Source organism: Litchfieldia stipae, from assembly GCF_014837155.1.
Classification (GTDB): Bacteria; Bacillota; Bacilli; order Bacillales; family Bacillaceae_L; genus Litchfieldia.
Genome location: NZ_JACYHA010000001.1, coordinates 225,170 through 236,799, shown reverse-complemented (window position 1 = coordinate 236,799; position 11,630 = coordinate 225,170). Strand labels below are relative to the sequence as shown.

The following is an 11,630-nucleotide window of genomic DNA, read 5'->3' as shown; positions in this document are numbered from 1 at the left end:
TCTCGTTAAGGTCTTAGTTTAGCGGGTGTGTAGATAGAATTTGATTTTGATTTGATGAGCAGAGCTCATCAATTTCACCTTCGGTGAAATTACGGTGGAAATATGAAAAGCTCCTTTGAGGTAAGAGAGCTTTCCTCTGTCACTTTTCATATTTCCACCTAAATCAAAATCAAATTCAATGATGGGCTAGTAAGACTTTCCCTCGATTGACTGGTTGCTGAAACTTCATTGGGCCAGTCCCTCTGTTTCTCTTGATAAGAAAGGAATTATTTAGTTTAATAGTATTAATTTATCTGAAAGTTGGGAATAAATCAATAGTTGATTATATATTAAAAGGGTCAGAAATGGGAATTCTGACCCTTTAAACTAGCGGTAGTTTAGAAATTGTACATCAATCGGTAGATCAGCTTCTCGAATGGCAGCGATAATTTGTTGAAGATCATCTCTGCTCTTTGCGCTAACACGAATTTGATCGTCTTGAATTTGACTTTTCACCTTTAGTCCACTGTTTTTAATAATAGTGTTGATTTTCTTGGCATTATCCTTATCGATTCCTTGAACAAGACTTGCTTTTTGACGGACTGTTCCACCAGTTGCTCCTTCAACTTTTCCATATTGAATATTTTTCGTTGCTACACCACGTTTAATTAATTTTGTGACAAGAACATCTTTGAGCTGTTCAAGCTTGTAATCATCATCAGAAACGAGGACTAATTCTTCCTTATCTAATGTAATATCACTTTTGCTTCCTTTAAAATCATAGCGAGTTTTGATTTCCTTTAATGCAATATTAATGGCATTTGAGACCTCTGGTAGATCAACCTTTGATACAATATCGAATGAACTTTCTTTTGACATAACTTACCTCCGTATACTTTTCTTATCTTTGATTATAGTAAAATAATGCAGGAAGGACAACTTATACCAAAAAAGTGTTATAATAGCCTCTTAAATAGGTAACGATTTTACTAATGAAATAAAAGAAAGAAGGACATACATACATGGAAGAATTACAAGCAGGTACCGTTGTTAGCTTGATGGTTGATCGTGATGCACCATTTGGCTATTTCTTAACAAATGGAGAAGAGGATGTATTACTCCATAAAAAGGATTTAACAGATGAATTTAATGAAGATGATCGTAATACTGTGTTTTTATATCAGGATCACCAAGGAAGACTAGCGGCAACAATGACTATTCCAACTGTTCAAATTGGAGTGTATGATTGGGTTGAGGTTGTAGAGATAAGACATGATCTTGGTGTATTTATTAACATAGGCATTAGCAAGGACATCTTAGTTTCAAAAGATGATTTACCTGGTGTGGATCATATTTGGCCACAAAAGGGTGATGTCCTCTACTGTAGTCTGAAAACAGATAAGAATGGACGATTATTTGGGAAATTGGCAACTGAAGATGTAATTAGAACGATTTCTAAACCGGCGAGTAAGAAGGATTTCAATAAAAATGTGACAGGGCATGTGTACCGCTTATTATTAGTAGGTTCATTCATGGTTACTGAAGAAGGGTACATAGGCTTTATACACGAGTCAGAGAGGCGACAAGAGCCACGTTTAGGGGAGAAGGTTGAAGGGCGTATCATTGATGTGAAGGATGATGGGAGTGTAAATATCTCTTTGTTAGCGAGAACCCATGAAATTCTTGATGATGATGCAAAGCAACTTTATTCCTATATGGAAAGTCGTGGTGGGGCAATGCCTTACTGGGATAAGAGTGATCCAGATGATATTATGGAGCGATTCCAAATGAGTAAGGGCGCGTTTAAGCGAGCACTTGGTAGGCTGATGAAGGATGGAAAGGTTTATCAAGAAGAAGGCTGGACTTACTTTAAGAATGAATAAACACAAAAACGAGCAAATCCGATAGTAGGGTTTGCTCGTTTTTTTATAAATATTATTGATGATCTGTCTTCTTTGAGTACTGATGCTTACCCATCTCACGATTTTTTTCGGCAAGCATGTTTTTCTCATGGTTTTTTGCATTATGATCTTTTGCTTTTTTATCGTTATCACTTGTTCTTGACATCTTATACACTCCTCTACATAACTATCAACGTATAGAGTTAGCATTTCCTTATGAGGTATAAAGTATGTAGATGTTAAGTGCGATTTTTGTTTAGGAAAAAGATTGCAATTACTCCTGGTCCTGCATGAGAGCCAATGGATGCTCCAACCATATTGATAAACACTTCTTTACAACCAAACTTTTCTATAATCATTTCTTTAAATTCATTTGCTGTTTCAAGAACATCCCCGTGGCTAATTGCGATTGTTTGATCCTTAAGATCCGTCCCACGTTCCTCAATGATTTCCAAAATACGTTTGGCAGCCTTCTTTTTACCACGAATTTTTTCAAGGGGAATTAGTTTACCGTCTTCGACATTAAGGATAGGCTTGATATTTAACAAACCACCAACAAATGCAGCTGTTTTCGTTACTCTTCCACCACGAGCTAAATATTCTAAATCATCAACTGTGAAAATATGCTCCATATGTGTTGCCTGATATGTAGCAAGTTCAATGATGTCTTCTTTTGATGCTCCCGTTTTGGCAAGTTCAACGGCTGCCTTCACTACTAAGCCAACACCAAGGGAAGCACATTTCGTATCTATAATAGTTAAATCAAAATCCGGATATTCTTCTTGTACCTCTTCTTTCATCATCACAGCTGTTTGATATGTACCAGACAACTGGGAAGAAAAAGCAATATATATACCAGCTTGATTATTCTTCGCTAATTTTTGAAATTCTTCCTTAAAGAGATGTGGCGATACTTGAGTGGTTTTAGGTGCGGCACCATTTCTCATTTTTTCATAAACTTCAGTTGGTTTGATAGTTACTTGATCAAGAAATTCTTCTCCGTCTAAATGAACACCAAGCGGAAACAACGTTACGTCAGCCTCTTCAAAAAAATCTAACGGAAGATCGCTAGCGCTATCTGCAAGTATTTTAACTGTCATTCTCTTCACCTTCTTTCATTATAATCATGACATGTATAAGATAAATAATAGCTCATTAACTAAGTTTAGCCAGATTCATGAAAAAAAACAATCTTTCTCTACTAATATTCATGAAAAAGGGTAAAAGAATAAGTATTAGCACAAACTATCTCTAAAATAATATGGGAGATGTGACGTTAATTGGTAAATTTACATATAAAGAAATCACTTGTTGTTATCATAGGGGCATTACTGAATGCCATCGGACTTAATATGTTTTTGATTCCAGCGAATGTATATTCAAGTGGCTTCACAGGTATCGCACAATTAGTTTCAAGTATGCTTGATGATTATACTCCTTTTTATATTTCAACAGGAATCTTGTTATTATTATTGAATATTCCTGTAGCTATTATTGGATGGCGTAGTATTGGTAAATCTTTTACTATTTATAGTTTTCTTTCAGTTGCTGCTACAACTTTTTTCCTTTCGATTATTCCTATCCATCGTCTATCAAATGATATCATTTTAAATGCTGTGTTTGGCGGGGTAATAATTGCGCTCGGTGTTGGTTTTACATTGAAATGGGGTGCTTCAACTGGTGGCTTAGATATTGTAGCTATGATTTTATCAAGAAAGAAGGATAAACCAATTGGATCATACTTCTTTATCATGAATTCAATTATTATTGTTGCTGCTGGTTTTTTGTATGGGTGGGAAAAAGCGTTATATACATTGGTTTTTATATATGTGTCTACAAGAGTAATCGATACTATTCATACACGTCATGAAAAGCTGACTGCAATGATCATCACAAAAAAAGGTGAAGAACTAAAAAAAGCAATACATGGAAAACTAGTAAGAGGTATTACAATGGTTCCAGCAAAAGGAGCCTTTACAAATGACACCAAAGATATGATGATAATAGTCATAACAAGATATGAGCTTTTTGATTTAGAGCAAGTCATAAAGACGGTAGACCCTAAGGCCTTTACAAATATCGTACAAACAACTGGAATATTTGGTTTCTTCCGTAAAGAAACGTAACATTTTAGATTGAATTCCGACTAAGATATAAAGGAGGTCATTACATTGAGAAAATTGATTTTACCAATAATCGTTTCATTAATAACTCTTGCAGGATGCGGTACTGGTGGTACAACAACAGGGGAGCCAAAAGCAGTTGAAGAGGTTCCTGTTACAGGTAGTCCTATTGCTGAAAAGCCAACGAAAGAAATCCCGCCTATTGAAGTACCGTTAGATGAAGAGGTAACGGGAGATGTAGAAGCTTTGTTGAATGAATTAGAATTAACAATTGATTCTAAAGCTACAGCTGGAGAAGCAGTGTTGACATTCGCAGTCAAAAACACAAGTAATCAGGATGTGACTTTAACTTTTACGTCTGGACAAAAGTATGAAATTTATGTGAAGAATGAGGGAGGGATGGAAGTTTATCGCTATTCAATTGATAAATCATTCCTAATGGCTTTACAAGATGTTGAAATCAAAGCTGGAGAAGAAGTATCATGGCAGGAAATTTGGGATTACAAACAAACAGGCGAAAGAATTGCAGCTGGAGAATATACTGCGACTGTAGAAATTGTTGCTGCTAAAATAAATGGAATTCAAGCACCTATTTCAAACACTTTGAAGGCTACAACTAAAATTACTGTGCCTGAAGAAAACGTTGCATTTAGAAATATTGAAGTGATGGGTAGTGGAGGAGAGTACACAGTTACTGGCGAGGCAAGAGTGTTTGAAGCTAGCTTCTTCTATGCAGTAGAGGATGGTCACGACTATATTATTCCAGAAACTGTAATTACTACAAAGGCAGGTGCGCCTAGTTGGGCTCCTTTTGAGATTAACCTTTCAATTCCAAGTGAGAAACTACCTTCAAATGGAACATTAACGCTTGAATTGTTTGAAAGAAGTGCAAAAGACGGGGAAATCGTAAATATGTATTTTGCTACACTAGAACAGTTTAGCTAAATAGTAAGGTAGGGCTGTCCAAAAGAACAGCCCTTTTTAATTATTGGAGTTGGTCTAAACGATCTTGTAATTCATGAAGCTGTTTTTTCTCAGCAACAGTCGAATTTGCATAAGCCGAAGATAACGCATTTTTTGCAACATTTACTGTTTCAATTGGACATAAATCAACTTGCCCAGCTTGTGCTTTCTCTGCATTTTCAACAGATTCACGTGCTTGTTGAAATAATAGATTAGCCATGATTATATCCCTCCATATGAGGAGTTTTCTACGTTTTGTTTCTTCTTTTCTTCAGCCTCAGCTAATGTCGAGTGGTAAGGGAAACGCTCAGAATACTTTTGAAGAGAATCTACGCCATCTTTAACAAATCGCTTTGATTTACTACTCTTACCCATTCGTATTCCCCCTTTATGCTAAGTACAGCTTTGACGCTTAAACCTTTTAAGCGTCAAGTATATTATTTGATATATCCACCTTTTTATGAAAGGATTATTTAGGCAATGACAAGCGTAAATGGTCTTCTAAATAGAGCGCAATCCCGTCTTCTTCATTAGTTAATGTAGTTACATTGGCTAAATTCTTCAATTGAGTTATTCCATTCCCCATAGCGATGCCAAAGCCTGCATACTCAATCATTTCGAAATCATTATCTTCATCTCCAAAAGCAATCACACGTTCTTGCGGTATTCCATAATAATCAGCGATACGCTTCAAGCCTACTGCTTTGTTTAACCCTGATTTAACAATTTCAATGACATGCCACGGAGCCGCCCACTTTCGATGATCAATGACTTCAGCATGTACTGAGGATAGATGCTGGCGTATTTGATCAACATTTTCTTCTTTTGGGTGGATTAACACTGCAGTTGGATCATGATGAAGAATCTTTCGTAAATCTCCTGTTTGGATCGTTGGATTGCCAAGGCTAAAGATATCAAGAAGCTTCTCGTCATGGTAATGGAAATAGACATCATCAATCACTTCAGCTAATATGTTATGGGCTTCAAAGGATTCACTTGCTTCGACAATCTCTTTAACAGTTTGTAACTCAAGTGGTTGATGATATATTCCCCATTTGTCATCTAATGGATGATGGACGAAGGCGCCATTAAAATTGACAATAGGTGTATCAAGACCAAGCTCCTGATAATACATGGAACTGGAACGATAAGGTCTACCTGTTGCAATGACAACAATATGTCCTTCTTCTCGAGCTTTTGCTATCGTTTGCTTTGATCGTTCAGAAATGGTTTTATCGTCTCTTAAAAGAGTTCCATCTAAATCTAAGGCAATTAAATGTGGTTTTTTCATGGGAGAATCTCCTTTATCATATGTATTGTCTTTCTAACTTAAGCAATCATATATGTATACGTCAAATAATAAATAGAAAAAGCTTGCATATTTTTTCCATCTTTATTTTGTCCATGATACACTATGTATATTAATTTAGTATTAAGATATTTCAAAAAGGGGCATAATTAGATGGTTATTATTGAAAACAAAACAATTGCAAACATTCCCACATTACAAATTGTAAAGGATCAACTTCAACATGAACAATTACCATTAATCTTTTTCTACCATGGATTCACAAGTGCGAAAGAACATAATCTACACTTTGCTTATCTTTTGGCAGAAGAGGGATATCGAGTTGTTTTACCTGATGCGTTATATCATGGTGAGCGTGCCATAGCTGGAATGGGCAAAGAAATGACATTTAAGTTCTGGGAAATCGTTCTCACTAATATTAAAGAATTAGCAATTCTTAAAGAAGAGCTTGTTTCTTTAGACTTAGTTGACACAAGTCGTATTGGGGTGATAGGGACTTCAATGGGAGCAATCACAATGTTTGGTGCCCTCACACAATATGACTGGATTAATACTGCTGTAAGTTTAATGGGAAGTCCGCATTATGAAGGATATTGCCGAGGGTTAATAGAAGGGATAAAACAGCAAGGCCATACCATACCTTTAACTGATGAACAAGTAGAACAGCAAATTGCTGGACTTGCCCCATTTGATTTAGGAAAGAAACCTATGGCTTTAAAAGGCAGACCGATTCTATTTTGGCATGGAAGAAGAGATGAAGTCATTCCATATCAATTCACGTATGATTTTTATCAGCAGCTCTTACCGTATTATGAGGGCCAAGAAGATAAGCTAAAGTTCATTGAGGATCCAAAGGTGGGACATAAAGTATCAAGAGAGGCTTTACTTGAAACGGTTGAATGGTTTAAAAGGCATTTATAAAAATATCTGTAATCGATCACAGAACTGATTATTTTCGTTATTGATTTATTTTCGGTATAGTTAAGCTATGAAGAAGGAGGGGAATTATCTTGGATAAAGCATTAGAAGAAAATATCATGGGTGCATTAGAGACTGTAAATGATCCAGAGCTTGGTGTAGATATTGTTAATTTAGGATTAGTATATGGTGTTGACATGGATGATGCAGGCGTTGCTACTGTAACAATGACATTAACATCAATGGGGTGTCCGTTAGCGGGAACAATTGCTGAAGATGTGAAGAGAGCATTAATTGATTTACCAGAGATCAAAGAGGTGGAAGTTAATATTGTATGGAATCCACCATGGTCAAAAGATCGCATGTCTAGATATGCAAAAATTGCATTGGGCGTTAGAGATTAAACAATAGTGATACAAAAAAAGGGTTATCCAAATTGATATCCCTTTTTTTGTATCGAGTCATAAGGATGGAAATGTATGCAAAAGGAGCAAATCATCGGGATTTTACTTGTTGGTGGAGAATCGAGTAGATTTGGTGGCCAGAAGGCTTTCGCAATGTATAAAGATATACCATTGTTTCAGTATTCTCTACAAATTTTAAAAGAATGCTGTGATGAAGTCGTGATCATTAGTCATCCTAATTTGAAAGCTCGACTAGAAGAAATAGTTGATGTGAAAATCATTGAGGATATACCGAGGTATAAAGGACTAGGGCCACTAGCAGGAATTTACTCAGGAATGAACGAAATATCTGGTGACTTGTATATGGTACTCCCTTGTGATACACCTATGCTAGACACAGAATTGATGAAGAAATTACTTCAATATCGAGACAATCAGAAAGATGCGGTTGTCCCAAAAATCAAAGGGAAACTTCAACCTTTAATTGCGGTGTATGCTGCTAGTGCAAAAGGAATGATCCAACAATTATTAGATAAACAAATCCTTAAAATGGCTACGTTATTGAAGCATATCAATGTAACCTATGTTAGTGAGGATGACATTGATTGCACTAGTGAATCTTTTGAAAATGTGAATTTCAGAGATGAGTATGAGAAATTAATAGATACAAAGAAATAATGATTATCATTTTTTATTAAATTCGAGGTATATATGGAAGAATTATTTTGGTCACCGGTACGATTATCAATTAGTATTGCATTTGTTGCTGGGGTTTTTGTCCTTTTTCTCGGAGTAATCTTAGCAAAAGTGATGAGTACTACACGATTTAAAGGTAGATTATTGATTGAAACGCTTTTAATGCTCCCTATTGTTTTGCCGCCGACAGTTATTGGTTTCTTCCTAATCGTCATTTTTGGAAGAAACAGTCCGATTGGAAGCTTTATTGAAATGTTATTTGGTCAATCTCTCATGTTCACCTGGTGGGCTGCATTTATTGCCTCGGCAATTGTTGCTTTTCCGCTCATGTATCAAACAGCAAAAACTGGCTTTCAGTCTATAGATAAAGGAATAGAGGAGGCTGCAAAAATAGATGGTGCTTCTAATGGACTGGTTTTTCTTTTTGTATCTATTCCTTTGGCTAGAAAAGCGATTATTGCTGGGTTTGTTTTAAGCTTTGCAAGGGCATTAGGTGAATTTGGTGCGACACTCATGTTTGCTGGAATGATTCCGGGGAAGACTCTCACATTACCAACAGCTATCTATGTTGCGATTGATAGTGGTAATATGGGTTTAGCATGGGCTTGGGTAGGGTTAACCGTAACTATTTCCTTTCTCATGCTGCTTAGTACATATCTTATAAGAGATTAACTCTTCAATATCCCACTATTAGTAGAAAGTATAGAGTTAGAGAGGAGAATACGATGGTAGAAAGGCGTAAACCGATACCTGTTTCAGAAGCGATAAAAAAAGTAATAAGTTATGCTCGTGATGGGTTCGTTGAAGAAGTTTCAATTGATGTATGTTATGGAAGATTTCTGGCCGAGGATCTGAAGGCAACCCATGATGTACCTCCATTTAATCGCTCACCATATGATGGTTTTGCAATTCGTGCAGCAGATTCGGTGGCTGCAAATGTAGAGAATGAAGTTGAATTTGAGATCATTGACGAAATTGGTGCTGGATTTGTCTCTGAAAAAAAAGTCGATTCTTTCCAAGCGATTCGAATCATGACTGGAGCACAAATACCAGCTGAGTGTGATGCGGTCGTGATGCTTGAGTTAACTAGAGAATATGAACATAATTGCAAGAAATACATGTCTATTAAGAGACCATACAACTCAGGAGACAATATCTCCTTTCAAGGTGAGGATACACAAGCTGGGTCTATATTGGTGAAAAGTGGGTCTTATATTAACCCTGGTGTGAAGGCTTTGCTTGCAACCTTTGGATATAGCAAAGTAAAAGTTGCAAAAAAACCAGTGGTAGGAGTATTTGCAACTGGCACCGAGTTGTTAGATGTAGAAGACGAATTGGTACCTGGTAAGATTCGAAATAGTAACTCGCATATGATAATAGCTCAAATTGAAAGAGCAGGAGCTGTCCCAAAATATTTTGGAAAGCTTCCAGACGATCTTGATCTTTGCTATAAATCAATTAAATCAGCAATTGATGAGGTGGATCTATTTATTACTACTGGTGGAGTTTCTGTTGGTGATTATGACTATCTTCCTGCTATTTATGAGAAGCTAGGAGCAGAAGTGTTATTTAACAAAATTGCGATGAGACCAGGAAGTGTGACAACCATAGCGCAGCTAAATGGAAAGCTCCTATTTGGGCTTTCAGGAAATCCTTCAGCCTGTTATGTTGGGTTTGAGTTATTTGTTAGACCAGTTATTCGCACTGCACTATTTTCTAGTAATCCACACTTATTAAAGATACGAGCTGAGCTAGGAACTGATTTCAAGAAACCAAATCCTTTTACTCGATTTGTTAGAAGTAAAATTTCCTTTGATAAGGGAAAGGTGATGGTATTCCCCAGTGGAGTGGATAAGTCAAATATCGTGTCTTCGATTGCAACTGCAAATGCATTGATGGAATTACCTGGAGGAACAAGAGGATTTGAAAAAGGTATGATGATTGATGTCCTCTTATTAGAAGATCAAGAAGGAAGCTTGTGGCCATGGGCATAAAGATTCCAATTGTACAGGTTATTGGTTATCAAAACAGCGGAAAAACAACATTAATAGAGAAGATTATAGAAGAATTATCAAGTGATGGATGTAAAATTGGGACAATTAAACATCATGGACATGGTGGATTACCTGATATAAGTGATAAAGGGAAGGACACTGAAAGACATAGGGTGGCTGGGGCTGTCGCTAGTTCAATTGAAGGCAACGGGACATTGCAGTTACATGTGTCAAAGGATTCCTGGAAACTAAAAGAGATTCTCGAGTTTTACCAACTACTTGATCTTGATTTAATCATTATTGAAGGATATAAGCAGGCGAGTTTTCCAAAAGTAGTAATCATTAGAGAACAAAGCGATTTAGAATTATTAACGACCGTTCAAAATATAGTAGCCATCGTAGTATCAATCCCTCTTGAAGATACAAAAATAGATCTAGAGAAGGTTGCGATGTTTTCGATGGATAATCTACAAGAATTTACTGATTGGATAAAATATGCTGTGAGGGATCACAATGAATGAAAAATTATTTACAATAACAAAGAAACCATTACATATTGAAACGGTTGTTAATAAGGTAGTCCGTCCAGAGGCCGGCGCCGTAACAACTTTCATTGGTACTGTTAGAGAATTTACAAAAGGAAAAAGAACACTTCACCTAGAGTATGATGCATATATTCCAATGGCAGAAAAACAATTAACAAAAATCGGTGAAGAAATAAGTGAAAAATGGCCAGAAGCTAGAACGGCCATTACTCATCGAATTGGAAGGTTAGAAATTTCAGAGATTGCCGTGATCATTGCAGTCTCAACACCACACAGAAAGGATGCATATGAAGCGAATGAATATGCAATTGAGCGTATAAAACAAATCGTTCCGATTTGGAAAAAAGAGCATTGGGAGGATGGAGAAATGTGGATTGGTGATCAGCTAGAGTCAACTCCTTATCCAAAGGGGTATCCTGAAAAGGAGGGAGTAGAATGATCAACATCTTATTTTTTGCTCATCTACAAGAAGTGGTTGGTCATGAAAAGCTAGAATTAAATATTGCCCCATTAAAAGTGAAAGAATTGAAGCAACATTTAGTGACAACCTATGGTTTAAATAGAGTAGATCAAATTATGTTTGCTATTAATGAGGAATATGCAAATGATGAAGAGATGATAAATCATGGTGATACGGTGGCTTTAATCCCACCAGTAAGTGGTGGCTAAAGGAAACAGGTCTAAAGCACTCAAGCGATTTGAGTGCTTTTTTTTGTGAAAAGAAGGTTATATATATACCATAATTTGTAAGGAAATCTTACAGGGGAATTAATGAGAATCTTTTGACTCATTTTATAA

At 36.3% G+C, this 11,630-nt stretch carries 17 protein-coding genes; 11 read left to right on the top strand and 6 right to left on the bottom strand.

The window, feature by feature from the left end:
• Positions 1 to 366: 366 nt before the first annotated feature.
• Positions 367 to 858, bottom strand: coding sequence for a YajQ family cyclic di-GMP-binding protein (locus tag F7888_RS01150; RefSeq protein ID WP_191776383.1), 492 nt, complete (start codon positions 856 to 858; stop codon positions 367 to 369).
• Between the two features lie 143 nt (positions 859 to 1,001).
• Here F7888_RS01150 and F7888_RS01145 point away from each other — a divergent pair, with 143 nt between their 5' ends.
• A complete protein-coding gene (locus F7888_RS01145; protein ID WP_191776380.1) occupies positions 1,002 to 1,862 on the top strand; it encodes a CvfB family protein in 861 nt (286 codons plus the stop codon).
• 52 nt (positions 1,863 to 1,914) lie between these two features.
• Here F7888_RS01145 and F7888_RS01140 read toward each other — a convergent pair whose 3' ends face one another.
• Positions 1,915 to 2,046 (bottom strand): DUF3941 domain-containing protein, encoded by a 132-nt coding sequence (locus F7888_RS01140; RefSeq protein WP_191776378.1) that lies wholly within the window; start codon positions 2,044 to 2,046, stop codon positions 1,915 to 1,917.
• A gap of 73 nt (positions 2,047 to 2,119) precedes the next feature.
• Entirely contained in the window at positions 2,120 to 2,980 is an 861-nt protein-coding gene (locus F7888_RS01135; RefSeq protein ID WP_191776375.1) for a DegV family protein, read from the bottom strand.
• Positions 2,981 to 3,160: 180 nt separating this feature from the next.
• On the opposite strand from F7888_RS01135, the gene F7888_RS01130 reads away from it, so the two are divergent.
• The gene (locus F7888_RS01130) at positions 3,161 to 4,006 is read left to right on the top strand and encodes a YitT family protein (RefSeq protein WP_191776372.1); all 846 of its coding nucleotides are present in this window, start codon (positions 3,161 to 3,163) and stop codon (positions 4,004 to 4,006) included.
• Positions 4,007 to 4,051: 45 nt separating this feature from the next.
• On the top strand, positions 4,052 to 4,948 hold the full coding sequence (locus F7888_RS01125; protein WP_191776369.1) for a BsuPI-related putative proteinase inhibitor: 897 nt from the start codon (positions 4,052 to 4,054) through the stop codon (positions 4,946 to 4,948).
• Positions 4,949 to 4,988: 40 nt separating this feature from the next.
• On the opposite strand, the gene F7888_RS01120 is transcribed toward F7888_RS01125, so the two are convergent.
• From F7888_RS01120 to F7888_RS01110, 3 genes are all read right to left on the bottom strand, one after another.
• Entirely contained in the window at positions 4,989 to 5,186 is a 198-nt protein-coding gene (locus F7888_RS01120) for a DUF3813 domain-containing protein (RefSeq protein WP_191776366.1), read from the bottom strand.
• Between the two features lie 2 nt (positions 5,187 to 5,188).
• Positions 5,189 to 5,341 carry a hypothetical protein gene (locus F7888_RS01115; RefSeq protein ID WP_191776363.1) on the bottom strand — a complete coding sequence of 51 codons (153 nt, stop codon included), beginning with the start codon at positions 5,339 to 5,341 and terminating at the stop codon, positions 5,189 to 5,191.
• Positions 5,342 to 5,435: 94 nt separating this feature from the next.
• The gene (locus F7888_RS01110) at positions 5,436 to 6,257 is read right to left on the bottom strand and encodes a Cof-type HAD-IIB family hydrolase (RefSeq protein WP_191776362.1); all 822 of its coding nucleotides are present in this window, start codon (positions 6,255 to 6,257) and stop codon (positions 5,436 to 5,438) included.
• Positions 6,258 to 6,428: 171 nt separating this feature from the next.
• Between F7888_RS01110 and F7888_RS01105 the strand changes: the two genes are divergently transcribed.
• From F7888_RS01105 to moaD, 8 genes are all read left to right on the top strand, one after another.
• Positions 6,429 to 7,196, top strand: a complete 768-nt coding sequence (locus tag F7888_RS01105) for a prolyl oligopeptidase family serine peptidase (RefSeq protein WP_191776361.1) — start codon at positions 6,429 to 6,431, stop codon at positions 7,194 to 7,196.
• 89 nt (positions 7,197 to 7,285) lie between these two features.
• Positions 7,286 to 7,597 (top strand): metal-sulfur cluster assembly factor, encoded by a 312-nt coding sequence (locus tag F7888_RS01100; protein WP_191776359.1) that lies wholly within the window; start codon positions 7,286 to 7,288, stop codon positions 7,595 to 7,597.
• A gap of 75 nt (positions 7,598 to 7,672) precedes the next feature.
• Positions 7,673 to 8,275, top strand: a complete 603-nt coding sequence (locus tag F7888_RS01095; protein ID WP_191776357.1) for a molybdenum cofactor guanylyltransferase — start codon at positions 7,673 to 7,675, stop codon at positions 8,273 to 8,275.
• 33 nt (positions 8,276 to 8,308) lie between these two features.
• Entirely contained in the window at positions 8,309 to 8,965 is a 657-nt protein-coding gene (gene modB, locus F7888_RS01090; protein WP_191776355.1) for a molybdate ABC transporter permease subunit, read from the top strand.
• A gap of 53 nt (positions 8,966 to 9,018) precedes the next feature.
• Positions 9,019 to 10,287: a molybdopterin molybdotransferase MoeA gene (locus tag F7888_RS01085; RefSeq protein ID WP_191776354.1), complete on the top strand. Its 1,269-nt coding sequence runs from the start codon at positions 9,019 to 9,021 to the stop codon at positions 10,285 to 10,287.
• The gene (gene mobB, locus F7888_RS01080; RefSeq protein WP_191776352.1) at positions 10,278 to 10,808 is read left to right on the top strand and encodes a molybdopterin-guanine dinucleotide biosynthesis protein B; all 531 of its coding nucleotides are present in this window, start codon (positions 10,278 to 10,280) and stop codon (positions 10,806 to 10,808) included. The genes F7888_RS01085 and mobB overlap by 10 nt, the downstream gene beginning before the upstream one ends.
• The gene (locus F7888_RS01075; RefSeq protein ID WP_191776349.1) at positions 10,801 to 11,271 is read left to right on the top strand and encodes a molybdenum cofactor biosynthesis protein MoaE; all 471 of its coding nucleotides are present in this window, start codon (positions 10,801 to 10,803) and stop codon (positions 11,269 to 11,271) included. The genes mobB and F7888_RS01075 overlap by 8 nt, the downstream gene beginning before the upstream one ends.
• Positions 11,268 to 11,501: a molybdopterin converting factor subunit 1 gene (gene moaD, locus F7888_RS01070; protein WP_191776346.1), complete on the top strand. Its 234-nt coding sequence runs from the start codon at positions 11,268 to 11,270 to the stop codon at positions 11,499 to 11,501. The genes F7888_RS01075 and moaD overlap by 4 nt, the downstream gene beginning before the upstream one ends.
• The last annotated feature ends 129 nt before the right edge of the window (positions 11,502 to 11,630 follow it).